Raw genomic sequence first — 24,769 nt, 5'->3', positions numbered from 1 at the left:
CGGGTCCGCCGGTCCGGGGATGCACGTTCAGGCGGCTGTGCCGGCAGCCAGGGCCTGGCCCCCCGACGAGAGGGTGTGGGGCCCCTCCGTACCCCCTGGCGGCAGGGCCCGTGACTCTGCTCCGGGCCCTGCGGCTCTGGCCGGCTCACGCGGCTGCGGGGGATGGTCCGCGGGACGGGGGATACGGGGCTCAGTGGTCGGTGGCGTGGGGGGTCGGGCCGCCCGGGGTCGCCGCCGGGTCGGGGCCCTTGGCGGCCTCGGCCTCGCTGTAGATGTCCGGTTCGAGGTAGATGACGCGGGCGATGGGGACGGCGGCACGGATGCGGGCCTCGGCGGCGTTGATGGCGTTGGCGACCTCGGCGGCCGTGTCGTCGTGCTGGACGGCGATCTTGGCGGCGACCAGCAGTTCCTCGGGGCCGAGGTGCAGCGTGCGCATGTGGATGACGCCGGTGACGGTGTCGCCGTCGACGGTCGCCTCCTCGATCTCCTTGATCACGTCGAGGCCCGCCGCCTCGCCGAGCAGCAGTGACTTGGTCTCGGCGGCCAGCACCAGGGCGATCAGGACGAGCAGGACGCCGATGCAGACGGTGCCGATGCCGTCCCATACGCCGTCACCGGTGAGCACGGCCAGACCGACACCGAGGAGGGCGAGGACCAGACCGATGAGCGCGCCGAAGTCCTCCAGCAGGACGACGGGCAGTTCGGGCGCCTTGGCGCGGCGGATGAACTGCGCCCAGGACAGTCTGCCGCGCAGCTCGTTGGACTCCTTTATGGCGGTGCGGAAGGAGAAGCCCTCGGCGACGACCGCGAAGAGCAGGACGCCCACCGGCCAGTACCAGTTCTCCAGTTCGTGCGGGTGGACGATCTTCTCGTAGCCCTCGTAGACGGCGAACATGCCGCCGATGGAGAACAGGACGATCGAGACCAGGAAGGCGTAGATGAACCGCTCGCGGCCGTAGCCGAAGGGGTGCTGCGGGGTCGCCTCGCGCTGGGCCTTCTTGCCGCCGATGAGCAGCAGGAACTGGTTGCCGGAGTCGGCGAGCGAGTGGACGCCTTCGGCGAGCATGGACGAGGAGCCGCTGAACGCGAACGCCACGAACTTCGACGCCGCGATCGCGAGGTTGGCGCCGAGTGCCGCCACGATCGCCTTCGTACCGCCTGACGCGCTCATGTGTCCGCGTTGTCCCTTCGACCTCGTCGTCGCCGTCGTACGGCGCCTTCTCACGGCGCCTTCGTACGGCCACCGTGTCCGGGCGTGCCCCGGCTTTGCCCGGCCTTTGCCGGTGGGCCATTCTTGCAGCCCGGCCGGGCGCCGGCGCGTCAGGTGTCCACAACCCCGGTCATACGATCACAACGTCGGTTTTCCACAGCCCCGTCACAGGACCACCGTGGCGCGGAAGACCGTGCCCGCACCCGAGATCTCCGCCGTCTGCGCGGCGGGGACGAAGACCGACTGCCCCGGCTTCAGCTCGTGTTCGCCCGCGTGGACCGTACCGGCCGTGCAGAGCAGGATCTGCGGGGTGGCGAGGGTGAGGTCGCGGGCGGTGCCGCCCTCGGAGAGAACGTACCGGGAGAGCCGGAACTCGTCGATCGGCGTCTCGTAGACCTCCTCGCCCTCCGGGGAGGCCTCGGGGCGGAGCACGCCCGGGTCGCCCGCTTCGAAGCGGACCACCCGCAGCAGCTCGGGGACGTCGACGTGCTTCGGGGTCAGGCCGCAGCGCAGGACGTTGTCGGAGTTGGCCATGATCTCGACGCCGAGGCCGCTGATGTAGGCGTGCGGGATGCCGGCGCCGAGGAACAGGGCCTCGCCCGGCTGCAGGCGGACGCGGTTGAGGAGCATGCCCGCGATGACGCCGGGGTCGCCCGGGAAGTGGTGGGCGAGGACGGCGTAGGGGGCGTAGTCGCCGCCGAGGCGGGTGCAGGCGGCGGCGGTCTCGGTGACCGTGCGGGCCATTTCCTCCGGGTCGGCGGTGAGGATCGCGGTGAGGACCTCGCGCAGGGCCGCGTCCTCGGGGTGGGCGTGCAGCAGGTCGACGTACGGCTTGAGGGAGGGGACGCCGAGTCCGTCGAGCAGGTCGGCGGCCTGGACGGGGTCGCGGAAGCCGCAGAGGCCGTCGAACTCGGTGAGCGCGCAGATCAGTTCGGGCTTGTGGTTGGCGTCCTTGTAGTTGCGGTGCGGTGCGTCGACCGGGATGCCGCGGCGCTCCTCGTCGGCGTAACCCTCCTTGGCCTGCTCCAGGTTGGGGTGCACCTGGAGGGAGAGGGGGGCGCCGGCAGCGAGGACCTTCAGGAGGAAGGGCAGGTGAGGGCCGAACTTCGCGACCGTCTCCGCGCCCAGCTCGCCCTTCGGGTCGGCGTCGATGACGTCGACGAGTGTCCCGCGCGCGGTGCGCGAGGGGGCTCCCGGATGCGCGCCCATCCACATCTCCGCCTGCGGTTCACCGGTCGGCTCCACGCCGAGCAGGTGCGGGATGGCGGTGGGGGAACCCCAGGCGTAGGGGCGGACGGTGTTGTCGAGGCGGTCCATGTGTCTTCTCTGTCTCCGTACGTACGCGGCTCAGCCGGACCGGCGGCTGAGCCGGTTGCCGTGCTGGTGGTGGGCGCGGGTCGGTGGACCCGGAGCAAAGATCAGGCCCCCGAAGCGAGCGCCAGGTAAACAGCGGCGAAATCTGTGACGGCGATCAGTTCCGCGAGGGTCTCCAGTTCACCGCCCTCCTCCGGTTCGAGCTCGCTGATCGGCGTGTCGTGGGTGAGGGCCAGGTCGCGGGCGGCCGGGGCGGCGGTGAAGCCGCTGATCGGGCGGTCGCGCAGCAGCACTACGCGCGCGTGCAGCGCGGGCTGTTCCTCGACGCGGTCGCGGAAGAAGTCGTCGGGGTCGGCGCTGGCGGCCAGCGGTCCGGCCAGCAGGGCGCTGTGCGCGGCGAGCGCCTCGGGGAGTTCGGAGACGAGTCCGGGGCGGCCGGCGAGTTCGGCGAGAGCGGCGGCGAAACGGCGCCCGGCGGGGCCCGCCGAGGGTCCTTCCGTCCACACCACGGGCAGGGCGTCGGCGAGTTCGGTGGCCAGGGTCTTGGCCGGGTTGCTGTAGGTGGCGATGGCGGGGCCGCAGCGCTCGGCGATGTGGTCCAGGCGGTCGGCGACCTTCTCCAGCGTCTCCGGCGGGGCGCTGAGCAGTCCGATGCGGTCCAGCAGCGCGAGCAGCGGGGTGAGCAGCGCCCAGAAGACGCCCGAGGAGGAGGCGGCAAGCGGTTCCTCCTGGTCGTACGGCGCTGTCGCCATCGGTACGAACAGGCCGTGGGCGCCGGCGACCGCCTCCGCGAGCGGGGTGCCGGGCGGGGCCACGGCGGCGACCGAGCAGCCGCGGCGGTAGGCCTGGTCGGCGAGGAGGGAGAGGCTGGGTTCGGTGCCGTCCGGGGTGGCGATCAGCAGCAGGTCGACGGAGCCGGTCCAGCCCGGCAGTTCCCAGCGCAGGGCGCCCGCGGCCGAGGCGACGCCGGTCGGGGCCAGGCGGACCACGGGGCTGCCCACGCCCGCCAGGGTGCCGAGGAGGTCGGCGGTGTGGGTGGCGGCGGCGCCGGGGCCGGCGATCAGCACGGAGCGCGGGCGGCCGTCGGGCTTGAGATCGCCGACGCCGGCCTCGGTGGCGTGCCGGGCGGCGGTGCGGACGCGGGCGCCAGCCTCGGCCGCGCCGCGCAGCAGGCCCCGGCGGTCGGCCTCGGCCAGGCCCTCCGGGGTGTCGAGCAGCGATTCGTCCAGCATGGGCGGAAGCCTCCGATCGCCGGGGGTCCTGTGGGGGTTGTCTACGACGTGACGGGCGTCGTCACTCGGGGCGGCGGGCCTCGTCCACGAGGAGGACCGGGATGCCGTCGCGGACCGGGTAGGCGAGGCCACAGTCCTGGCTCGTGCAGATCAGCTCGGTGTCCTGGTCGTTGTGCTGCTCCTTGAGAGGGGCGTGGCAGGCCGGGCAGGCGAGGATCTCCAGGAGGCCGGCTTCGAGCGGCATGAGCGTTCCCTTCGAGGACGGGGTATTTCTTTGGCCGGTGGTCAGCGTACCGCTGGCGGGCGGGCTGAGCTGGGCTCACGTGCCGCCCAGGGGGCTGCGCCCCCTGGACCGCCGTCTGCCCGTCCGGCCGCTCGCTGGGTCGGCTGTGACGTCGGGTCCCGGCGGTGTCGGCTGAGGCCGCCGGGCAAGCGCCGTCCGCGGAGTCAGGCCCTGATGATCGCCAGGGCCTCGTCGCGGATCTTCGTCATGGTCGCCTCGTCCTTCGCCTCCGCGTTCAGCCGCAGGAGGGGCTCGGTGTTGGAGGGGCGGACGTTGAACCACCAGTCGGCGGCGGCGACCGTGAGGCCGTCGAGGTCGTCGAGGGTGATGCCGGGGCGGCCCTCGTAGGCGGAGCGGATCGCGGCGAGGCGGGCGGCCTGGTCGGCGACCGTGGAGTTGATCTCGCCGGAGCCGGTGTAGCGGTCGTACTGGGAGACGAGGGAGGACAGCGGGCCCTGCTGGCCGCCGAGGGCGGCGAGGACGTGCAGGGCGGCCAGCATGCCGGTGTCGGCGTTCCAGAAGTCCTTGAAGTAGTAGTGCGCGGAGTGCTCGCCGCCGAAGATGGCGCCGGTGCGGGCCATCTCGGCCTTGATGAAGGAGTGGCCGACACGGGTGCGGACCGGGCTGCCGCCGTGCTCGGTGACGACCTCCGGGACCGTGCGGGAGGTGATCAGGTTGTGGATGATCATGCCCTTGCCGCCGTTGCGGGCGAGCTCGCGCCTGGCGACCAGGGCGGTGATGGCGGACGGGGAGACCGGGTCGCCGTTCTCGTCCACGACGAAGCAGCGGTCGGCGTCGCCGTCGAAGGCGATGCCCAGGTCGGCGCCCTCCGCCGGGACGCGCTTCTGCAGGTCCACGAGGTTGGCGGGGTCGAGGGGGTTGGCCTCGTGGTTGGGGAAGGTGCCGTCCAGTTCGAAGTACATCGGGACGAGGGTCAGGGGCAGGCCGGCGAAGACCGTGGGGACCGTGTGGCCGCCCATGCCGTTGCCGGCGTCGACCACGACCTTCAGGGGGCGGATGGAGGTCAGGTCGACCAGGGAGCGCAGGTGCGCCGCGTAGTCCTCCAACGTCTCGCGGGAGGAGAGGGTTCCCGGCTCGGCGACCGGCTCGGGGGCGCCCGAGTCCAGCCACTGCTCGACCAGTTCGCGGATCTGCGCGAGGCCGGTGTCCTGACCGACCGGGGCGGCGCCGGCGCGGCACATCTTGATGCCGTTGTACTGGGCCGGGTTGTGCGAGGCGGTGAACATGGCGCCGGGCAGGTCCAGCGCGCCCGAGGCGTAGTACAGCTGGTCCGTGGAGCACAGGCCGATCTCGGTGACGTCCACACCGCGGTCCGCCGCGCCGCGCGCGAAGGCGCGGGTCAGAGCCGGGGACGAGGGCCGCATGTCGTGGCCGACGACGATCGCCGCCGCCCCTGTCACCTCGGCGAAGGCCGCGCCGAACAGTCCGGCCAGTGACTCGTCCCACTGGTCCGGGACCACTCCGCGTACGTCGTACGCCTTCACGATCTGCGACAGATCAGCAGCCACGGCCAACCCTCCTGAAAGTTCTATGGGTGCCCACAAACTACCCGTTGGGGGTAAGGGGGAGGTGTGCGGCGCGGTGGGCTCAGTTGTCCGGTGAGCGCAGGACTCGCAGGTGTCCGCGGCGGGCGACCTCCATGGGATCCGCCGTGCGGGCTCCGCCGCCGCCCGCCTCGGCAGCGCGCTCCTGGGGGCGGGCGGCCTCGCGTACGGCGTTGGCAAGCGCTTCCAGATCGTCCCCGCTGGGCCGCGCGGGAGCGGAGCCGTCGAGGAGGCGTACGACCTCCCAGCCGCGGGGGGCGGTGAGGCGCTCGGAGTGCTCGGCGCACAGGTCGTAGCAGTGCGGCTCGGCGTAGGTGGCGAGGGGGCCGAGGACCGCGGTCGAGTCGGCGTAGACGTACGTCAGCGTCGCGACGGCGGGTCGACCGCAGGCGGTGCGCGAACAGCGACGTACAGGGCTCACGAGGTTGGACGGTACCGCACTCTTGAGCGGGCCGCGACGACTCTCCACCAGGTCACTCCACCGTGTCGTGCTGTGAAACGTCCCACACACCCCTTCGGGGACACCTTGTTGACCTGCACGGACGGGTTCCCGTGGGGTTTTGGGCCCACCTCGATACGGTCACGAGTCGGCACAAACACCGTCAAATGCCTTGTGTTCGGCGGTCTTGGAGGGTTACGGAAACGAGCCATTCGTTGGCTGGAACGGTCATCTGGCGACATGGGGGTGGATACGGCCGATCGGAGGGGAATGGGCCGATCGGCGGCGGGCCGATCGGCGGCGGGCGCCGGGCGGTCCGGGGTGGTGGCCGGTTGCCGTGGGGGGAGGGGCGGGTTGCCGTGTGGGACCGGGCGTGCGGAGCGTGCGGGGACTACGCTTCCCCGGTGATGGACAACCGTGTACCGCCCCGTGCCACCGGCCCCGGGCCCCGTCGCCGTGATCGTCATGGGCGGGGTATGAGGGGGCCGATCGCACCGCCGCAGGTGCCGCTCGCGGCCAGCCGTGCCGATGTGTTCGCGGACCTGGTGCAGGACTCCGTGGAGCGCCTTGAGCGGCGGTGGCCGCAGCTGGCCGACACCGATTTCCTCGTGTTGGACGTGCCCCGGCTGGAGGGGCGGGGCGAGCAGGCCTGGAGCGACGAGGCCGTGCCGTTGGGCGGGGTCGTCGCAGCGCGGGACGGGCGGCGGGCGCGGGTGGTGGTGTACCGGCGGCCGGTGGAGATCCGGACGAAGGGGCGGGATGAGCGGGCCGCGCTGGTGCACGAGGTGGTGGTGGAGCAGGTTGCCGAGTTGTTGGGGCTGACTCCGGAGACGGTGGATCCGCGGTACGGGGAGGATTAGTCCGGCGGGGCTGCCGCGGGACGACGGGGCGTTTCGCTTGCCCGCGCTTGCGGGATGCCGCTCCGCCCACCCGTGCCGCCCCAGCGGCACGACCGCCCGCAGCCGGGGCGGGTACCGGAGGCGATCCGAGCGGGGCGGACGGGCGCGGTCAGGGCTTTTGCAGGACCGAGAGGTCTTCTGTCGTTGTCGGTACCGCCACCATGCCCCGGTCGTTCGGGAGGGTCTGGATGGTGAAGCCGGGGACTCCCTCCTCGGTGGCTGTCAGGGTGCGGGAGGCGTAGACCGGGCCGCCGGAGAGGGGCTCGACGGTGAGGGCGTAGGTGCCCTTGAGGCCGGCGGGGACGGGAACGGTGACGTTCTGCGTGGTGCCGGCCTTGACGGTGTACGTCTTCGACGTCGCCGTGCCGCCCTCGCTGCCCGCCGAGGCGGTGACCTTGACCGTGGCGGCGGCGGTGGGCGCCGTCAGGGCGAGTGTCGTGCCCTTGGCGCTGTTGTCGGCCGAGGTGGCGCGCGAGCCGACGGGGGCGGTGGCCGGGATGAAGGCCGTCTCCTGCTTGTCGCCCTTGCCGCGCACGACCCGGAGGGCCGCGACGACCGGGACCGACTGGTCCGTGGGCGTCAGGACCAGGGAGCCCGCCTCGCCGCGGGTCACCTCGCCGAGGTCGGCCGTGGTCGTCATGCCCGACTTCACATGGAGGGTCTCGTTGCCCGCCGGGGTGATCAGGCCGTCCGGCGAGGCCAGGCGGACCTTCAGGTCGGCGTCGTCGCCGCCGGGAGTGAAGGCGATCAGACGGACGTCGGTGGCGTCCTTCGGGATGCCGGGCAGCACCAGGCTGCCGGCCGGGTCGACGGCCGCGGCCAGCCAGTCGCCGCCCGCCTTGTCGTCCAGGGCCTGCACGGACGCGCCGACCCGGCCGCTGCGCACGCTGACGTGCACGGTCAGGTCGGCCTGGCGTTCGTCGGTGAGCGTGGAGAGCAGGATCGGCTTGCTCGCGTGCGGCGGGACGGTGAGGTTCTCGCCGAGCGGGGACTTGATCGCGCCGTCCTTGCCGTACAGCTCGATGTCGACGACCGCGGCGGAGTCGTCGGGGTTGGTCAGGTGCACGTAGTCGGTGCGGCCGGCGGCCGTGCCGGCGCCCGGGAACCAGAAATCGGTGTCGGCGGCGGTGCAGTTGACGCCCTGGAGGCCGCGGCCGGTGCCGGCGGCGACCTCGGTGGTCTCCTGGACGGTCCAGCCCGGCGCGAACCTTCCGTCGGCGGTGCCGATGAGCGCGGGCGTGTCGGCGCCGGAGGTGTCGCCGGTGGCCGGGGTGCCCGGGGCCTTGGGGGTCAGCACCGGCTCGTCCGCGGTCTTCTTCGCCCCCTTGGACCCCTTGGTGTCCTTGGCTCCCGCGTCGTCCGTCGACTGCTCTTCGGCCGCCTGGAGTTGGGCCTTGCCGCTGCTTTCCGCGCCCTGGGTGACGGGCGTGAACGACGTGTACGCCGTGTCGGCGATGTCCGAGATGCTCGGTGCCGGACACAGCAGGCTCGTGCGCTGCACCGGCAGGTTCGCGGCCGGCTTGGGGGCGGCGGCCCCGGACGCGGACGGACCGTCGAACGCGGCGAACGCGGTGACGGCGGCCAGCGCGGTGGTGCCGGCGATCAGGGACAGGGTGGTGCGGTTCACTGCTGGCTCCCGTCGGAACGCTCGCTGCCGGTGCCATGGGGATGCTGGGCCGGGTCGTAGCCCTGCTGGGCGGGGTCGTACGCCGGGTCGTAGCCCTGCTGGTAGGCCGTCGGGTCGTAGGGCATCTGGCCGGTCGTACCGCCGTAGGCGTACGGGTCGTACTGGCCCGTCTGGTACGGGTCGGCGGCCGGGTACGCCTGCTGGTCGTAGCCGGAGGGCTGGTACGGGCCGCCGGTCTGGTACTGGTCGGTGCCGTAGCCGGGGTATCCGGTGTTCGAGTAGGAGGCCTGGTCCCAGTCCTCATAGGACTGCTGCTGCGGTACGGCGGCCGGGGGCTCGGCCGGCGGTGTGGGTGCGGCCGGCTGCTCGTCGTCGGCGGCGGCCTGTTCCTCGGCCTGGGCGCGCAGGCGGCGGGCGCGGCGGCCCTCGCCCGCGGTGGCCTGGGCGGGCACCGGCTCCTCCTCGGGCAGGTCGTCGTCGACATCGCGGCGACGGCCGGGCAGGGCGAGGACGACCAGGACGACGGCGAGGGCGCCCTGGGCCCACAGCCACGCGGTGTGGGTGATCGGATCGCTATAGGTGACGTCCAGCCTGCCGCCGTCGGCGGGCAGTTGGAAGCCCTGGGCCCAGCCGTCGACCGTGGTACGGGTGAGCGGCCTGCCGTTCAGGGCGGCCGTCCAGCCGTCGGAGGCGGTGTCGGCGAGGCGCAGGACGCGGCCGGCCTGACCGGCGGGGACGGTGGTGTGGATCTCCACCGGCCCGGCGGTGACCGACTGGGCGGTGCCCGAGCCGCCCGCCGGGACGATGGTGGCGCGGGAGACCTCCTGGTCGACACGCCACAGGGCGCTGCCGTTCTGCTGGCTGAGCCGGCTCAGGCCGGGGGTGGTGTCGAGGACGCGGGTGATGTCGCGGGGCGCGCCCTTGTGGACCAGGACGTACCGCACGGCGAAGCCGCCGAGCTCGTCGGCCTGGTCGGCGCCGGAGCCGGCGACGAGGTTGGCGACGACCTTGTCGAGCCGGGTGTTCTGGCCGTCGGCGGTGCTGACCTCGGCGTCGCCCATGCGGGCACCGGAGCCACGGACCAGGGTGTAGCGCACGCGCGCGGTGGAGTCGCTGTCCAGGATCAGGGTGCGGGCGCGGTCGCCGGTGGTGGAGTCCTCGGCGACGAACGCGGGCACCTGGGTGGGGTCGCGGCGCTCCAGGGGGCCGTCGGCGCCGCGGAGCATCCAGCCGGCGGCGACGAGCAGCGGGCCCGCGGCGCTGGCGAAGGCGATCAGGGCGGCGACGGGCTGGCGCCAGCCGAAGCTCTGCTCGGCCACGCGCGCGCGGGCCCCGTCGGCGCCGAGGGCGGCGGCGGCCAGCAGGGCGAGACCGTAGACGAGGGTGGCCGGGCCGGCCCAGGCGGACCTGTTGGACAGGACGGCGAGGACGAGGGCCGCCAGGGCGACGACCCAGGCGGTGCGGACGGCCCGCTGCCGTTCGGAGCGCAGCAGCGCGGCGAGGGCGGCGAGGACGATTCCGATGAGCATCAGGCCGTTCACGGTGCCGGGGCCGCCGGGGCTCGCGCCGAGCAGGTCGAGCGCGGAGGCGGCCGAGGTGCCGTAGGCCAGGCCGGCTTCCTTGAAGAAGCCGGTCGGCAGCAGGGTCAGCGACCAGGGGGCGAGGATCAGCAGCGGGGTGCCGAGCTGGGCGAGGAAGCGCAGGACGTGGGCGACGAGGTCGCCGCGGCGCAGGACGAGCACGCCGACGCCGAGGAGCAGCGCGATGGGCCAGACGATCGGCGTGAAGGCGGTGGTGATGCTCAGCAGCAGCGCGTACGCCCAGGTCGCTCGCCAACTGCCGCGCGCGCCGGAGCGGTTCGCGAGGCCGCTCGCGGCGATGCCGGCGCGCGCGATGAGCGGCAGCAGCACGGCGAGGACGGCGGTGCCGATGCGGCCGCCGGCCAGGGCGCCGGTGGTGGCGGGCAGGAAGGCGTAGGCGATGGCCGCCCAGGCGCGCAGCAGCCGGGAGGTGACGAGCGGCCGGGAGGCGAAGTAGGCGGTGCATCCGGCGAGCGGTACGGAGGCGACCAGCAGGACGGTGACGGCGAGTCCGGTGGAGCCGAACAGGATCGTGGCGAGGGTCGCGACGACGGCGAGGTAGGGCGGGGCGGGCGGGGTGCCGCCCGCGCCGACCGGGTGCCAGGCGTCGGCGAAGCGGGACCACAGCTCGCCGGCGCCGGCGGGGGCGGGCAGCAGGGCGCCGCCCGCGAGCGCGCCGCCGGAGAGCAGGGCGCGGCAGGCGGTCAGGGAGATGAGCAGCAGGGCGAGGAAGAGCACCGGGCCGGGCCTGCGGGCGATCCGCTTGAGCCGGGCGAATTGCTCGACCTCCAGGAAGTCGGCGTCGTCGCCGCCGGGTCCGGACTCGACGGCGCCGCCGTGCCGGCCGGCCCGGGCGGTGTCGTCGGAGCCGCTGCTGAAGTTGGCGGCGAGCTGTTCCACGGTCGCGCGGACGGTGGCGCCGGGGGGCGGGAAGAGCGGGCGCAGTTCGCTCTTGTCGGTCTGCGGGCGTCCGCGGCGGCGCCGTGCGGCGATGATCCGCTCGGGGCGCAGCAGGGTGCTGAGCAGGCCCCGGATCTCGTCGACGGCCTGGCCGGGCACCTTGCCGACGAGGTAGGCGAGGGTGCGCAGGACGGTGCCGAACACCAGCCGCAGCAGCACCCAGGGCAGCGCGGCGCCGCGGGCGTTGACGAGCAGGGTGTAGACGGCACCGGCCTTGTCGACCTTGTGCGGGGAGGCGGCGGTGCGGCCGACGCAGTCGACGGTGCGGCGCTCGCGGGAGGCGGCCTCGGCGTGCCGGACGACCGCTTCGGGGGCGATCAGGACGCGGTGGCCGGCGGCGTTGGCGCGCCAGCACAGGTCGACGTCGTCGCGCATCAGGGGCAGTCGGCGGTCGAAGCCGCCGAGCTGTTCGAAGACGTCGCGGCGGATGAGCATGCCGGCGGTGGAGACGGACAGCACGGCGCGGACGTGGTCGTGCTGGCCCTGGTCCTGTTCGCGGCGGTCCAGGCCGGTCCAGCGGCGGCCGGAGTGGGCGATGGAGACGCCGACCTCGAGCAGCTGCCGACGGTCGTACCAGCCGCGCAGCTTGGGGCCGACGATCGCCACGTCGTCGCGGCCCAGCTCCAGTTCGGTGTCGACGACCCGCAGCAGCTGGGCGAGGGCGTCGGGTTCAGGGGCGCAGTCGTCGTGCAGCAGCCAGAGCCACTGGATCGGCTCGCCGTACGGCAGGTCGGGCAGGTCGTAGGCGTCGTCGCGCCAGGAGCGGGTGACCGGGTCCCAGCCGCTGGGGCGCTTGAGGTACGGCAGCTCTTCCGCGGTGAGGGCCGGGGCCGTACGGCTCGCCTCCTCGACGGCCTGGCCGAAGCCGGTGCGCCGGGCGAGGTGCAGGACGCCTGCGTCACCGAGGGCGTCGGTGAGCAGCCGGGCGGAGTCGTCCGCGCTGCCGGTGTCGGCGGCCACCGCGTACTGCACGGGGCGCTCCTGGCCGAGCAGCCCGGCGAGGGCGTCGGGCAGCCAGCGGGCGCCGTCGTGGGAGACGAGGACCGCGGTCACCACGTGACGCGGGAACTCAGGTGTGGCAGCCGAGTCTTGGGCTGCCGTATGGCTGTGCACGGACATCGAGGTGCGGGCCCCGGTTCGATGGACTGCGGTGGACGCCCGCGCCCTCTCGGGTGCCGAGGGGACAGCGGGGCGTCTCGGACGAGCGACCACACTATCGGCTGGCCATGACGACGGCCCGCCGCCTGTGGATAACCCACCGGCGACGGGCCGTTCATGATGTTTTGGGTTGAATGTCCGGTCAGATGGCGGCCTTCTTCAGCCGGCGGCGTTCCCGCTCGGACAGGCCGCCCCAGATACCGAAGCGCTCGTCGTTGGCGAGGGCGTACTCGAGGCACTCGGAGCGGACCTCGCAGGCGAGGCAGACCTTCTTCGCCTCTCTGGTGGAGCCGCCCTTCTCAGGGAAGAAGGACTCGGGGTCGGTCTGGGCGCACAGTGCGCGCTCCTGCCAGCCGAGTTCCTCGTCCGCGTCGTCGACCAGCAGTTGCTGCACCAGCTCGGTCATGTGCGCCCCTCGTCTGTCTTTCGCGTCCCCGTGTTGCCGCTACCGATTTCGGCTGAACGACACGAGTGAAATTACAAGTGTGCTGCTCCGGGCGAGTCAAGCCGAGATCTGCTATTGAGCCCGTTATTCACTCTGCGGAACCAAGGCCATGCGGAAAGTGTTCAAATCGGCATAAACCTCGACACGCGGGCGAGGGCCGAGGAGGCGGTCGAACCCCGCACAACCCTCTGTACGAAGAAGGACGCCTCTGTGTTCGATCGCGTTGCACGAGGCTTGAGCGCTCGGATGTGCCCCATGTGTCCCCGGGTCCGGGTGAACAAACCTTTCACCTGACAGATGAACCGGATGAGGTGAAACCTGTCCCACATACCGGGCGTCGAGTTGACAGCTCAGGTGTGAGCCGGTGTCCTAGTGGGCATGCTCGCGAACTTGGCACCCACCTCGACCCGCACCGCCGGGTCCCACGGTGCTGCCCGGTCTCGCTGTAGCTGCTGTCGCTGTTGCAGCTGTTGAGCCCGTCCGTCGCTCCAGCTGTCGCCGAGTCCTCCCAGCCGACCCGGCCGCTCCGTCCTTCGCAGGACCCTCCGCCAGGACCCCACTTCTTCCGCTGAGGAACCACCGCGCCCCATGAACAGCGACAACGACCTCCAGATCGCCGGCGACATCCTCGAAGTCCCGCACCTGCTCCAGCCGCCGCGCGAGCACCCGGCCACCGTCGCCGAGTTCGCGGGCCTCGCCCGCTCGATCGCCGCCGACCGCTCCCAGTGGGCCCACCTCGTCCGCTACGACGCGACCACCCGCTGGTACCACCGGCTGCGCACCGGTCCCGGCTACGAGGTGTGGCTGCTGTCCTGGGTGCCCGGGCAGGCCAGTGGGCTGCACGACCACGGCCGTTCCTCGGGCGTCCTCACCGTCCTGGAGGGAACGCTGACCGAGCGCACCGAACGAGGCACGCGCGCGTTGACGCCGGGAGCGCAGCGGGTTTTCGCGCCGGGCTACGTCCACGAGGTCGTCAACGACGCGCTGGAGCCGGCGGTCAGCCTGCACGTCTACTACCCGGGCCTGACCGCGATGCCCATGCACAGCGCACCGCACTGCGAGGCTCGTCCGGTGACTGCCTGACGCGTTGTCGTACCCGCCTGCAAGACTTGGCGCATGCGCATTGTGGTTCTGGCAGGCGGCATCGGCGGTGCCCGTTTCCTGCGTGGTCTGAAGCGGGCCGTGCCGGACGCGGACGTCACCGTGATCGGCAACACCGGCGACGACATCCATCTCTTCGGGCTGAAGGTCTGCCCCGACCTGGACACGGTGATGTACACGCTGGGCGGGGGCATCAACGAGGAGCAGGGCTGGGGGCGGACCGACGAGACCTTCCACCTCAAGGAGGAACTGGCGGCCTACGGCGTCGGACCCGAGTGGTTCGGCCTCGGTGACCGGGACTTCGCCACGCACATCGTCCGCACGCAGATGCTCGGCGCGGGATATCCGCTCAGCGCCGTCACCGAGGCGCTGTGCGAGCGCTGGAAGCCGGGCGTGAAGCTGATCCCGATGACCGACGACCGCGTGGAGACCCATGTCGCCGTCGAGGTCGAGGGCGAGCGCCGGGCTGTCCACTTCCAGGAGTACTGGGTACGGCTGCGCGCCTCGGTCCCGGCGCAGGCGGTGGTGCCCGTGGGCGCCGAGCAGGCCAAGCCGGCACCCGGTGTGCTGGAGGCCATCGCCCAGGCGGACGTCATCCTCTTCCCGCCGTCCAACCCCGTCGTGTCCATCGGCACCATCCTCGCCGTGCCCGGGGTCCGCGAAGCGATCGCGGACGCGGGCGTGCCCGTGGTCGGCCTGTCCCCCATCGTCGGGGACGCGCCCGTGCGCGGCATGGCCGACAAGGTGCTCGCGGCGGTCGGTGTGGAGTCCACGGCCGCCGCGGTCGCCGAGCACTATGGCTCCGGGCTGCTGGACGGCTGGCTGGTCGACACCGTGGACGCGGCCGCGGTCGAGCGCGTCGAGGCGGACGGGATCCGCTGCCGGGCCGTGCCGCTGATGATGACCGACGTCGACGCATCCGCGCAGATGGCGCGGGAGGCGCTGGAGCTGGCCGAGGAGGTGCGGGGAGCGTGAGCGAGGAACGCTCCGAGTACCGGGTGTGGGCCCTGCCCGGCATCCCCGAGGTGCAGCAGGGCGACGACCTCGCCAAGCTGATCGCCGCCGCCGAGCCCGGGCTGGCCGACGGGGACGTGCTGCTCGTCACGTCCAAGATCGTCTCCAAGGCGGAGGGCCGGGTCGTGCAGGCCGCCGACCGGGAGGCGGCCATCGACGCCGAGACCGTCCGGGTCGTGGCCCGGCGCGGCGCGCTGCGCATCGTGGAGAACCGGCAGGGCCTGGTCATGGCCGCCGCCGGGGTCGACGCCTCCAACACCCCCGCCGGCACGGTGCTGTTGCTGCCCGAGGACCCGGACGCGTCCGCGCGGGCGATCCGCGCGGGCCTGCGCGCGGCCCTCGGCGTCGACGTCGGTGTCGTCATCACCGACACCTTCGGGCGCCCCTGGCGCGCGGGACTGACGGACGTGGCGATCGGCGCGGCCGGGGTGCGTGTGCTGGACGACCTGCGCGGGGGTACGGACGGGCACGGCAATGCGCTCAGCGCGACGGTCGTCGCCAGCGCGGACGAGCTGGCCGCCGCCGGCGACCTGGTCAAGGGCAAGGCGACCGGCCGGCCGGTGGCCGTGGTGCGCGGGCTGCCGCACGTGGTGGACCGCGAGGACGGCGAGGGCGCGCGGGCACTGGTGCGGACCGCGCGGGACGACATGTTCCGGCTCGGCACGTCCGAGGCGGTCCGGGAGGCGGTGACCCAGCGGCGTACGGTCCGGGCCTTCACGGACGAACCGGTGGACCCCGGCGCGGTACGGCGCGCGGTGGCGGCGGCCGTGACCGCGCCGGCGCCGCACCACACCACGCCGTGGCGGTTCGTCCTGCTGGAGTCGGCGGAGTCCCGGACCCGGCTGCTGGACGCCATGCGGGACGCGTGGATCGCCGATCTGCGCCGGGACGGCAAGAGCGAGGAGTCCGTCGCGAAGCGGATCCGCCGCGGCGACGTCCTCCGTCACGCTCCCTGTCTGGTCGTGCCGTGCCTCGTCATGGACGGCGCGCACCACTACGGGGACGCGCGGCGGGACGGCGCCGAGCGGGAGATGTTCGTCGTCGCGATGGGCGCGGGCGTGCAGAACCTGCTGGTCGCGCTCGCCGGGGAGCGGCTGGGCTCGGCGTGGGTGTCGTCCACGATGTTCTGCCGGGACGTGGTGCGCGAGGCGCTCGCGCTGCCCGCCGACTGGGAGCCGATGGGCGCGGTGGCGGTCGGGCATCCGGCCGAGGAGCCGAGACCGAGGCCGGAGCGGGACGCGAGCGGGTTCGTCGAAGTGCGGTGAAGTGCGGTGAGAGGGCCTGGGCAGCGCCTAGGCTCAGAGGACGGCACCGGCTCCCCTAGGACCTCATTCGTGGCAGGACGTTTCCCTCAGCGGCCCACGCGTACGACCGTGCGCGGAGGCCATGCCGGCGTACCCGCGGGTGCCGGTGCCGGGATACCGCGGCAGGCGGCGGCGCCGGTCCGGGTGCGCCGGTGGGTGCCCGAGGGGCCGCTCGATCTGGGACTGGTGCTCGGACCACTGCGGCGCGGGCCCGCCGACCCCACCTTCCGGGCCACCGCGGACGGATCCGTGTGGCGCGCCTGCCGTACGCCCGCCGGGCCGGGCACGCTACGGGTGCGCGGGTACGGCGGTGAGGTGCTCGGAGAGGCGTGGGGGCCGGGAGCGGAGTGGCTGCTGGACCGGTTGCCCGAGTGGCTCGGCGCGGCCGACGAGCCGGAGGCGTTCGTGCCCCGGCACCGGGTGGTGGCGCTGGCGCGGCATCGGCGGCCGGGGCTGCGGCTGACGCGGACGGGGCTGGTGCTGGAGTCCCTCATCCCGTCGGTGCTGGAGCAGAAGGTCACGACGGACGAGGCGTACCGGGCGTGGCGGTTGCTCGTACGGCGGTTCGGGGAGCGGGCGCCGGGACCGGCGGGCGCCGGGGAGCGGCCGATGTTCGTGATGCCGGCGCCGCGGGGGTGGGCGCTGATTCCCTCCTGGGAGTGGCATCGGGCCGGGGTCGACGACAAGCGGGCGTCCACGATCCTGCGGGCCGTGCGGGTCGCTGCGCGGCTGGAGCAGGCGGTGGGGATGCCGGCGGCCGAGGCACAGGCGCGGCTGGAGGTCGTGCCGGGGGTCGGGCCGTGGACGTCGGCGGAGGTCGTGCAGCGCAGTCACGGGGCGGCGGATGCGGTGACCGTGGGGGATCTGCATCTGCCGGGGATCGTGGGGTGGGCGTTGGCGGGGGACCGGCACGCCGATGACGCGGGGATGCTGCGCTTGCTGGAGCCGTATGCCGGGCAGCGGCATCGGGCGGTGCGGCTGATCTTGTTGAGCGGGCAGGGGCCGGCTCGGCGGGCGCCGAAGATGCCTCGGGTGGACATCGGGTTGCTTTGAGGCGCCCTGCGCGCTTCGCGGGCGGGGGTCGGCTTCGCTTGCCGGCGCTTGCGGGGTGCGCGGTGCTGCCGCGAGACGACGGGGGGTTCACTTGCCCGCGCTCGCGGGGTGCCGCTGCGCCCACCCGTGCCGCCCCAGCGGCACGACTGCCCGCAGCTTGGGTGGAGACGGACCCGCTGCCGGGTGGGCGCCGGTCCAGTAGCACGACTGCCCGCAGCTGGGTGGAAACGGACCCGCTGCCAGGTGGGCGCCGGTCCAGTAGCACGACTGCCCGCAGCTGGGTGGAGACGGACCCGCTGCCAGGTGGGCGCCGGTCCGGTAGCACGACTGCCCGCAGCTGGGTGGAGACGGACCCGCTGCCAGGTGGACACCGCCCCAGCGGCACCACTGGACACGGACCCAGCGGCACGACTGCCCGCAGCTGGGTGGACGCTGGGCGGAGACGGCGGGGCCTTCGAGCCGACGGTGCTGCAGTTCCTCAGGGGCGCGGGGAACTGCGCGAGCAGCCCCCACCGGGCCGCAGGCGAAGCGACCACACGGCGCCCCCGAGCGACCCGTGTCGAGCCGCACACCGAGCCACCCACACGGCGCCCCCAGCGGCCTCCGCCGAACGGCCGAACGGCCGAACGGCAGGCGGAGTGCCGAGACCGTGATCCCCGGTAGCCCGGGGTGGGCTACTGGTCGGAGGAGAAGCGGAGCGCCCCCGCCGGGATGCGGGCGTCGCACCACACCCGCACACCCTCGCGCAGCTCGTTGTCGGGGCCGATGACCGCGCCGTCGCCGATGACCGTGCCGGTCAGGACCGTGCGTTCGCCCACGCGGGCCCGCGTGCCGATGAGGGAGTCGGTGATGACCGCGCCGGGCTCGATGACGGCGCCGGGCAGGATGGTGGAGCCGGAGACCCGGGCGCCCTCGGCGACGAACGCGCCCTCGCCGACCACCGTGCCGCCGGTCAGCTTCGCGTCCGGCGCCACCGTGGCCGTGGGGAGGATGAGGCGGTCGCCGCAGCGGCCGGGGACGGCCGGGGAGGGCGCGTGGCCCAGGACAAGGTCGGCCGAGCCGCGGACGAAGGCCGCCGGCGTGCCGAGGTCCAGCCAGTACGTGGAGTCGACCATGCCCTGGAGATGGGCTCCGGCCGCGAGCAGCTCGGGGAACGTCTCGCGTTCGACCGACACCGGGCGGCCCACCGGGATCGTGTCGATGACCGAGCGGCGGAAGACGTACGCCCCCGCGTTGATCTGGTCGGTGACGATCTCCTCGGGCGTCTGCGGCTTCTCCAGGAAGGCCAGTACCCGGCCGGAGGGGTCCGTGGGGACCAGGCCGTAGGCCCGCGGGTCCGTCACCTTGGTCAGGTGCAGGGAGACGTCCGCGCCCGTCGCCGCGTGGGTGTCGACCAGGGCCCTGATGTCCAGGCCCGTCAGGATGTCGCCGTTGAAGATCAGCACCGGGTCGTCGGGGCCGGAGTGCAGGCGGGAGGCGACGTTGCGGATGGCGCCGCCCGTGCCGAGGGGCTCCTCCTCGGTCACGTACTCGATGTGCAGGCCGAGTCCGGAACCATCGCCGAAGTACGGCTCGAAGACCTCGGCCAGATAGCTGGTGGCGAGGACGATGTGGTCCACGCCCGCCGCCTTGGCGCGCGCCAGCTGGTGCGTGAGGAACGGCACCCCGGCGGCCGGGACCATGGGCTTGGGCGTGTGCACCGTGAGCGGACGCAGCCGGGTGCCTTTGCCGCCGACCAGGAGGATCGCTTCTGTCACCTGTCGTCTCTGCTTCCTGCCGGGATCGGCCGAACTGCTCGTTCTACTCGTTTCGGCCGGTCAGTGTATGCAGACCGTAGCGGCGGCGCCCTTGACGACCCCGCGTTTTCCCGCGAGATCGGTATGAGAACGGTGTGAGACCGGCAGGGCCCTCCGAGACGGTGCTGACCGCGCTCCCCGGCCGCGTCAGCGCCCCTGGTAGCGCGCCGCGCTGGAACGGGCCGTGCCGAGCTTGGCGTAAAGCCGCTTGCCGGGGCACTCGGTGGCGTATCCGTCCCGATGGCCGGAGATCACGTTCAGTCGTACCTTCTTACCTTTGGGGTAGAGGTTGCCACCGCCGGACGTGAGATATGTCCTGCCACGCGGATTGGCCCCGTAGAGCCCGAGTTTCCACGCGGTGAGCCGGGCGACGGCCCGCACCGCGGCGCCGGGCGGCTTCGCCGAGCCGTACGTGCCGATCACGGCGATGCCCATGCTGTCGGCGTTGAAGCCGGCGGTGTGCGCGCCGAGGACCGCCTTCGCCACGCCGCCGGCCCGGCCTTCGTAGATGGTTCCGCACTTGTCGACGAGGAAGTTGTAGCCCATGTCCCGCCAGCCCATGCTCTGGACGTGGTAGCGGTAGATACCGCGGATGACCGAGGAGGCCTGGGAGCAGGCGTACTTGTTGCCCGAGGCCGTGTGGTGCACGAAGGCCGCCTTGATCTTCTTCATGTAGGTGAACCCGCTCAGGCGCAGTGACTCGTCCGCGCCCCAGCCGCGGCGGGTGACGATCCGCGGGCGCGGTCCGATGTGCGGCTTGCCCCGCAGCGGGCCCTGGAGGCGGGCGAGTTCGCGCTCGGTGGCCCGCTTGTCCAGCGCCGGGATCGCCATGGCGCCGAAGCGGGTGACGTCGGTGTTGGCGGCCGAGGCCTCCCGTGCCGCGGCCGTGTGCAGGCTGGTGTGGGGCGGGCCGGCCGGCGCGCCCGCGGGCGGCCCCTCGTCGCCGGGGTCGACGAGTTCCACGCGCAGTCCCGACGGCAGCGGTGGCCGCTGCCCGCCCGTACGGCCGCCCCGCAGGGCGGCGTCGGCGCGGACCCGTACGTCCACGCCGTCCGAAGCGCCCACCCACAGCGGCGCGGTCGCCCCGCGCACCCGCCGGGCGTCCCGTTCCGCCGTGCCCGGGTCGGCGCCGTGGTCGGCGTTGTGCGGGTCGAGGTCCTGCCACCGGGACCACTCCCCCGTCGCGGCCGACCGGGCCCGCACCTGGACCCGGCCGCGCAGTGCGGTGCCCGGGTCGCGCCAGACGACGCCGACCAGCGAGAAGTCCTCGCCGTCGGGCCGGTACAGACCCTGCTCCGGGGCGGTGCCGCGAACCCGCTCGGCGGACAGCGGGCCGAGGGGCAGTGAGCGGGTGCTTCCGGGGATCACGGGATCGGCGGCGTTCGGGGCGGCGGCGCGTGCGGGCGCGGCGGACGCGGGCGGGGTCAGCGGGACTGCGAGGGTCGCGGCGCAGGTCACGCCGATCGAGCAGACGGCGATCCACGGGGTGCCCAGGGACGAGGTCAGGAATCCACGCATGCTTACGATCTTGGACATAGTCAGACAAATCTGTCCATCGGTGAACTGACGGGCCGTCGGCAACCGTTCCGCCGAACCGGTGCCCCCGCCGCACGCCGGGCGCGAGCGCCCGCGCGTACCCTTTTCCGGGTGAACGCCACCGATCGCACCCCTGCCGACCTGCTGGCTTCCGCGCTCGCCGCGGACCCCGGCCGCCCGCTGGTGACCTTCTACGACGACGCCACGGGCGAACGCGTCGAACTGTCCGTGGCCACCTTCGCCAATTGGGTGGCCAAGACCGCGAACCTCCTCCAGGGCGAGCTCTCCGCCGGACCCGGTGACCGGGTCGCGCTGCTGCTGCCCGCGCACTGGCAGACGGCGGTGTGGCTGCTGGCGTGCGCGTCGGTGGGCGCGGTCGCGGACCTCGGCGGGGATCCCGCCGCCGCCGACGTGGTCGTCAGCGGGCCGGACGCGCTGGACGCGGCGCGGGCCTGCCGGGGAGAGCGGATCGCTCTCGCGCTGCGGCCGCTGGGCGGGAGGTTCCCGCAGGCCCCGGAGGGGTTCGTCGACTACGCCGTGGAAGTGCCGGGGCAGGGGGACCGGTTCGCGCCGTTCGCCGCGGTGGACCCGGAGGACGCCGCGCTGATCGTCGCCGGACGGGAGTTCAGCGGGGCGGAGGTCGTGGAGCGGGCCATGGCCCAGGCGCCCGCGCTGGAGCTGACCGGGCCGGGTTCGAGGCTGCTGTCGGGGCTCTCGTACGACACGTGGGAGGGCGTCAGCGCGGGGTTGTACGCGCCGCTGGCCGTCGGCGGGTCGGTGGTGCTGTGCCGGCATCTGGAGCGGCTGGACGAGGAAGCCCTCGCCCAGCGGATCGAGAGTGAGCGGGTGACCGCGGTCCGGCGGTGACGGGGCCGCGCTTCCCCCGGTCGGAGTAGCAAAGGGCGCTGCGGGACCCCCTCCCCCGCCATGGTCGTAGGAGCAGGACGTGACGCTCGTACGCCATGAGGGGGTACCCGCCCGTGACCGACTCCGCCCGCAAGGTCCCCGGCCCCGGGGCCGCGGCCACCGGGGACGGGCTGCGGCGGCGGCGTCGGCGGCGGTGGGCGAAGGGGACGGCGCTCGGGCTGGCCGTGCTGGTCGCGGCCGCCGCGGGGGCCGGCTGGGCCGTCTACGCCAAGCTCAGCGCGAACATCACACCGGACGAGGCGGCCGCCCGCGAACTGGCCCGGTACGAGCGGGAGCGGCCCACCACGCTGGTGCGGGGCGCGCAGAACATCCTGCTGATCGGCTCCGACACCCGCGCCGGGGACGGCAACTCCGCCTACGGGCGGGATCTGGGCAGCGAGCGTTCCGACACCACGATCCTGCTGCATCTGGCCGCCGACCGGCGCAGCGCGACCGCCGTGTCGCTGCCGAGGGACCTGATGGTGGACATCCCCGGCTGCCGGCAGTCGGACGGCAGCCGCAGCCTGCCGGTGTTCGCGATGTTCAACCGCGCCTTCCAGGTGGGCGGTTCCGCGTGCACGATCCGGACGGTCGAGAAGCTGACGGACATTCGGGTCGACCACCACATGGTCGTGGACTTCAGCGGCTTCAAGGACATGGTGGACGCCGTCGACGGGGTGCAGGTCTGCCTGAAGGAACCCATCGACGACAAGGCCGCCCGGCTGAAACTGCCCGCGGGCAAGGTACTGCTCGACGGGGAACAGGCCCTCGGGTACGTGCGGGCCCGCAAGTCGCTCGGCGACGGCAGCGACACCGAACGGATGGAACGCCAGCAGCGGTTCCTCGGCGCGCTCGTCGACAAGGTGCAGAGCAACGACGTGCTGCTGAACCCGGTGAAGCTGTACCCGGTGCTGGACGCGGCGACCTCCTCGCTGACCACCGACCCGGACCTGGCCAGTCTGCGTGGCTTGTACCAGTTGGTACGCGGGCTGCGCGACATCCCCACCGAACGGGTGCAGTTCCTGACCGTACCGAGGGAGTCGTACGTCTACGACGCCAATCGTGACCAACTCGTGGAGCCGGAGGCCGAGAAGCTGTTCGCCCGGCTGCGGGCCGATCAGCCCGTGGCGGTGGCCCGGAAGGCGCCGCAGAGCGCCCAGGAGGCGGACGGCAGGAGCGACCCCTCCCCCACGCCCACCTTCCAGGGGAACACCGCCGCCGAACACACCTGTGAGTAATGCGCACATCAAGACACCGAATCTCCGTCCGGGAAATGCGACGGATTGCCCAGTTGTAGGCGGAGGGAATTTGTCACCGGCGTCGCTCCAGGCTGAACTGGGCGGATAGGGTGAGCGATCCGGTGCACCTGGCCGCGAGGTCCGTCCTGGGGTCGTGCACTGTTTCACCGAGACCCGAGCGCCTTTGGGGGGAAGGCGCCGCGTGGCCCCGACGGAGGATTCGGACAACCGTGGACGCGCAAGGCCGTGGGCGGGCGGACAACATCGACCCCGCAGACCAGTGGGTGCTCAATCCGAACACCGGCGAATACGAACTGCGACTGGGTCCTTCCGCACCGCAGTCGTCGGTCCCCAGCCCCCGCAGACCCGCTCCCCCGGACAACGCCCGGGCGCCGCGCCGCCGCGACGGCCCGGCGTCCGGCGCCGCCCGTGGGACGCGCCAGGGGCGCGGCGGTGACGTACCGCCGCCGCGCTCGGCCCGGCGTCGCGGCGGCGAGCCGGAGACGCCGCAGGGGCGGCGGGCGGCCCGGCGGCCGGTGAAGAAGAAGTCGAAGGCGAAGAAGGTGCTGGTGTGGACCGCCGGCACCACGGCGTTCGTGCTGGTCGCCATCGGCACCGCCGGCTACCTGTATCTCAAGCACCTCGAAGGCAACGTCACCACGACGGACGTCGGCAGCGCCGCCAAGGACGGCTTCAGCAAGGACGACGCCTTCAACATCCTGATCATCGGCACCGACAAACGCACCGGCAAGGGCAACGAGGGCTACGGCGACAAGGGCAGCGTCGGGCACGCCGACACCAACATCCTGCTGCACGTCGCCAAGGACCGGACGAACGCCACCGCGCTCAGCATCCCGCGCGACCTGATCGTGAACGTGCCGGACTGCCCGACGAAACAGCCGGACGGCAGCGAGAAGGTCATCCCGGGCACGGACAACGTGCGCTTCAACACCAGCCTGGGCCAGGACGACCGCGACCCCGGCTGCACCATGCGCACCGTGCAGGAGGTCACCGGGATCGTGCCGGACCACTTCATGATGGTCGACTTCAACGCGGTGAAGACGCTGACGACGGCGGTCGGCGGGGTGGACGTGTGCCTCGCGCACGCGGTGAACGACAAGGATTCCCACCTGAAGCTGCCCGCCGGCCCGTCCAAGGTCGAGGGCGAGCAGGCCTTGGCCTTCGTCCGGACCCGGCACAGCTGGGGCAACCAGGGCGACCTGGACCGCATCAAGGTGCAGCAGCAGTTCATGGCCTCGCTGATGCGCAAGATGTCCTCCAGCGACACGCTGACCAACCCGACCAAGCTGGTCGAACTCGCCGAGGCCGCCACGAAGGCGCTGACCGTCGACAAGGGCATCGGCTCCGTGGGCACGCTCAAGGACATCGCGCTGGAGCTGAAGAAGGTACCGCCGAAGAACATCTCGTTCGTGACGGTGCCCGTGATCGACAACCCGGCCGACGGCGTCGTCCACAAGACGGTCGTCGTCAACCAGAGCACCGCGCCCCAGGTCTTCGACGCGATCAAGAACGACGTCTCCTTCACCGAGGTGAAGAAGAGGCAGAAGGCGGAGAAGGACGCGGAAGCCGCGCGCCTGAAGGGCAGCCGGTCCGCGCCCTCCGACGTACGGGTGCGGGTCCTCAACGGCGGTGCCGACCCCGGCAGCGCGCAGGACACCCTCCGGTGGATGCAGACCGAGGAGGGCGTGCTCAAGTCCGAGAACGCGGGCAACGCACCGGCGCCGCTGGACAAGACGACACTGGAGTACGCGCCCGACCAGGCCGCACAGGCCCGGGAGCTGGCGCACCTCATGGGTCTGCCCGGCTCCGCGCTCAAGCCCGGCAAGAGCGTGACCAACTCCCAGGGGCTGCCGGCGATGACGCTGACCCTGGGCAAGGACTTCAAGGGTGCGGGTGTCTCGCTCACCGCTTCGGCGAAGGCACCGGACGTCGACAAGTCCACGGCGGACAAGGTGAAGTGCGCGTCGTAGGTAACCCAACGGGTCCGTCGCGCGTCTAACTGGGCGCGGGACGGACCCGTTGTACGGCGCAAGGGTGGGGAGGGCAGGAAGTTTGACGCAGAGCGATGTGCGCGGGCAGGACCCTGCG

General features: G+C 72.9%; 19 protein-coding genes. 8 read left to right on the top strand and 11 right to left on the bottom strand.

Features of this window, described 5'->3' with window-relative positions:
- Nucleotides 1–190 precede the first annotated feature (190 nt).
- The 6 genes from IO33_RS0131860 to IO33_RS0131835 all read right to left on the bottom strand — a co-directional run bounded on the left by IO33_RS0131860 (nucleotide 191) and on the right by IO33_RS0131835 (nucleotide 6,073).
- A complete protein-coding gene (locus IO33_RS0131860) occupies nucleotides 191–1,171 on the bottom strand; it encodes a cation diffusion facilitator family transporter (RefSeq protein WP_031171407.1) in 981 nt (326 codons plus the stop codon).
- 204 nt (nucleotides 1,172–1,375) lie between these two features.
- Nucleotides 1,376–2,527 (bottom strand): mannose-6-phosphate isomerase, class I, encoded by a 1,152-nt coding sequence (manA, locus tag IO33_RS0131855; RefSeq protein ID WP_031171405.1) that lies wholly within the window; start codon nucleotides 2,525–2,527, stop codon nucleotides 1,376–1,378.
- Between the two features lie 101 nt (nucleotides 2,528–2,628).
- Nucleotides 2,629–3,756, bottom strand: coding sequence for an SIS domain-containing protein (locus IO33_RS0131850; RefSeq protein WP_031171402.1), 1,128 nt, complete (start codon nucleotides 3,754–3,756; stop codon nucleotides 2,629–2,631).
- 61 nt (nucleotides 3,757–3,817) lie between these two features.
- A complete protein-coding gene (locus tag IO33_RS0131845) occupies nucleotides 3,818–4,000 on the bottom strand; it encodes a Trm112 family protein (protein WP_031171400.1) in 183 nt (60 codons plus the stop codon).
- A gap of 203 nt (nucleotides 4,001–4,203) precedes the next feature.
- Nucleotides 4,204–5,568 (bottom strand): phosphomannomutase/phosphoglucomutase, encoded by a 1,365-nt coding sequence (locus IO33_RS0131840; RefSeq protein ID WP_031171399.1) that lies wholly within the window; start codon nucleotides 5,566–5,568, stop codon nucleotides 4,204–4,206.
- A gap of 79 nt (nucleotides 5,569–5,647) precedes the next feature.
- The gene (locus IO33_RS0131835) at nucleotides 5,648–6,073 is read right to left on the bottom strand and encodes a DUF3499 domain-containing protein (protein ID WP_031171397.1); all 426 of its coding nucleotides are present in this window, start codon (nucleotides 6,071–6,073) and stop codon (nucleotides 5,648–5,650) included.
- Nucleotides 6,074–6,519: 446 nt separating this feature from the next.
- Here IO33_RS0131835 and IO33_RS0131830 point away from each other — a divergent pair, with 446 nt between their 5' ends.
- Complete coding sequence (locus tag IO33_RS0131830) at nucleotides 6,520–6,903, top strand: metallopeptidase family protein (RefSeq protein WP_031171395.1); 384 nt, start codon at nucleotides 6,520–6,522, stop codon at nucleotides 6,901–6,903.
- Between the two features lie 148 nt (nucleotides 6,904–7,051).
- Here the strand turns inward: IO33_RS0131830 and IO33_RS0131825 are convergent, their stop codons facing one another.
- The 3 genes from IO33_RS0131825 to IO33_RS0131815 form a co-directional block, all read right to left on the bottom strand.
- Nucleotides 7,052–8,569 carry a DUF5719 family protein gene (locus IO33_RS0131825; protein ID WP_031171393.1) on the bottom strand — a complete coding sequence of 506 codons (1,518 nt, stop codon included), beginning with the start codon at nucleotides 8,567–8,569 and terminating at the stop codon, nucleotides 7,052–7,054.
- Nucleotides 8,566–12,228, bottom strand: coding sequence for a glycosyltransferase family 2 protein (locus IO33_RS0131820; protein ID WP_107069434.1), 3,663 nt, complete (start codon nucleotides 12,226–12,228; stop codon nucleotides 8,566–8,568). The genes IO33_RS0131825 and IO33_RS0131820 overlap by 4 nt, the downstream gene beginning before the upstream one ends.
- A gap of 181 nt (nucleotides 12,229–12,409) precedes the next feature.
- Nucleotides 12,410–12,673 carry a WhiB family transcriptional regulator gene (locus tag IO33_RS0131815; RefSeq protein WP_010986447.1) on the bottom strand — a complete coding sequence of 88 codons (264 nt, stop codon included), beginning with the start codon at nucleotides 12,671–12,673 and terminating at the stop codon, nucleotides 12,410–12,412.
- Between the two features lie 627 nt (nucleotides 12,674–13,300).
- Here IO33_RS0131815 and IO33_RS0131810 point away from each other — a divergent pair.
- The 4 genes from IO33_RS0131810 (at nucleotide 13,301) to IO33_RS0131795 (ending at nucleotide 17,184) form a co-directional block, all read left to right on the top strand.
- The gene (locus IO33_RS0131810) at nucleotides 13,301–13,795 is read left to right on the top strand and encodes a cysteine dioxygenase (RefSeq protein WP_031171388.1); all 495 of its coding nucleotides are present in this window, start codon (nucleotides 13,301–13,303) and stop codon (nucleotides 13,793–13,795) included.
- A gap of 33 nt (nucleotides 13,796–13,828) precedes the next feature.
- The gene (gene cofD, locus IO33_RS0131805; RefSeq protein WP_031171386.1) at nucleotides 13,829–14,788 is read left to right on the top strand and encodes a 2-phospho-L-lactate transferase; all 960 of its coding nucleotides are present in this window, start codon (nucleotides 13,829–13,831) and stop codon (nucleotides 14,786–14,788) included.
- Nucleotides 14,785–16,092 (top strand): coenzyme F420-0:L-glutamate ligase, encoded by a 1,308-nt coding sequence (locus IO33_RS0131800; RefSeq protein ID WP_031171384.1) that lies wholly within the window; start codon nucleotides 14,785–14,787, stop codon nucleotides 16,090–16,092. The genes cofD and IO33_RS0131800 overlap by 4 nt, the downstream gene beginning before the upstream one ends.
- A 69-nt stretch (nucleotides 16,093–16,161) precedes the next feature.
- Nucleotides 16,162–17,184 carry a DNA-3-methyladenine glycosylase family protein gene (locus IO33_RS0131795; protein ID WP_209438950.1) on the top strand — a complete coding sequence of 341 codons (1,023 nt, stop codon included), beginning with the start codon at nucleotides 16,162–16,164 and terminating at the stop codon, nucleotides 17,182–17,184.
- Between the two features lie 674 nt (nucleotides 17,185–17,858).
- Here IO33_RS0131795 and manB read toward each other — a convergent pair.
- Nucleotides 17,859–18,941 carry a mannose-1-phosphate guanylyltransferase gene (manB, locus tag IO33_RS0131790; RefSeq protein ID WP_031171380.1) on the bottom strand — a complete coding sequence of 361 codons (1,083 nt, stop codon included), beginning with the start codon at nucleotides 18,939–18,941 and terminating at the stop codon, nucleotides 17,859–17,861.
- 186 nt (nucleotides 18,942–19,127) lie between these two features.
- On the bottom strand, nucleotides 19,128–20,498 hold the full coding sequence (locus IO33_RS0131785) for a peptidoglycan recognition protein family protein (RefSeq protein ID WP_245235934.1): 1,371 nt from the start codon (nucleotides 20,496–20,498) through the stop codon (nucleotides 19,128–19,130).
- Nucleotides 20,499–20,627: 129 nt separating this feature from the next.
- Between IO33_RS0131785 and IO33_RS0131780 the strand changes: the two genes are divergently transcribed.
- The 3 genes from IO33_RS0131780 to IO33_RS0131770 all read left to right on the top strand — a co-directional run bounded on the left by IO33_RS0131780 (nucleotide 20,628) and on the right by IO33_RS0131770 (nucleotide 24,651).
- A complete protein-coding gene (locus tag IO33_RS0131780; RefSeq protein ID WP_031171375.1) occupies nucleotides 20,628–21,383 on the top strand; it encodes a TIGR03089 family protein in 756 nt (251 codons plus the stop codon).
- Between the two features lie 113 nt (nucleotides 21,384–21,496).
- Nucleotides 21,497–22,660 carry an LCP family protein gene (locus tag IO33_RS0131775; RefSeq protein ID WP_031171373.1) on the top strand — a complete coding sequence of 388 codons (1,164 nt, stop codon included), beginning with the start codon at nucleotides 21,497–21,499 and terminating at the stop codon, nucleotides 22,658–22,660.
- A 230-nt stretch (nucleotides 22,661–22,890) separates the two neighbouring features.
- The gene (locus tag IO33_RS0131770) at nucleotides 22,891–24,651 is read left to right on the top strand and encodes an LCP family protein (protein WP_031171371.1); all 1,761 of its coding nucleotides are present in this window, start codon (nucleotides 22,891–22,893) and stop codon (nucleotides 24,649–24,651) included.
- Nucleotides 24,652–24,769 lie beyond the last annotated feature (118 nt).

The sequence above is a fragment of the Streptomyces durhamensis genome, from assembly GCF_000725475.1.
GTDB classification, from domain to species: domain Bacteria; phylum Actinomycetota; class Actinomycetes; order Streptomycetales; family Streptomycetaceae; genus Streptomyces; species Streptomyces filipinensis.
This window is presented reverse-complemented; position numbering and strand designations above follow the sequence as displayed.

Bases quoted from the DNA above. Each gene is read 5' to 3' on its own strand.
- IO33_RS0131860 (WP_031171407.1), bottom strand. From the start codon at position 1,171: ATGAGCGCGTCAGGCGGTACGAAGGCGATCGTGGCGGCACTCGGCGCC.
- manA (WP_031171405.1), bottom strand. From the start codon at position 2,527: ATGGACCGCCTCGACAACACCGTCCGCCCCTACGCCTGGGGTTCCCCC.
- IO33_RS0131850 (WP_031171402.1), bottom strand. From the start codon at position 3,756: ATGCTGGACGAATCGCTGCTCGACACCCCGGAGGGCCTGGCCGAGGCC.
- IO33_RS0131845 (WP_031171400.1), bottom strand. From the start codon at position 4,000: ATGCCGCTCGAAGCCGGCCTCCTGGAGATCCTCGCCTGCCCGGCCTGC.
- IO33_RS0131830 (WP_031171395.1), top strand. From the start codon at position 6,520: ATGAGGGGGCCGATCGCACCGCCGCAGGTGCCGCTCGCGGCCAGCCGT.
- IO33_RS0131820 (WP_107069434.1), bottom strand. From the start codon at position 12,228: ATGTCCGTGCACAGCCATACGGCAGCCCAAGACTCGGCTGCCACACCT.
- IO33_RS0131815 (WP_010986447.1), bottom strand. From the start codon at position 12,673: ATGACCGAGCTGGTGCAGCAACTGCTGGTCGACGACGCGGACGAGGAA.
- IO33_RS0131810 (WP_031171388.1), top strand. From the start codon at position 13,301: ATGAACAGCGACAACGACCTCCAGATCGCCGGCGACATCCTCGAAGTC.
- cofD (WP_031171386.1), top strand. From the start codon at position 13,829: ATGCGCATTGTGGTTCTGGCAGGCGGCATCGGCGGTGCCCGTTTCCTG.
- IO33_RS0131785 (WP_245235934.1), bottom strand. From the start codon at position 20,498: ATGCGTGGATTCCTGACCTCGTCCCTGGGCACCCCGTGGATCGCCGTC.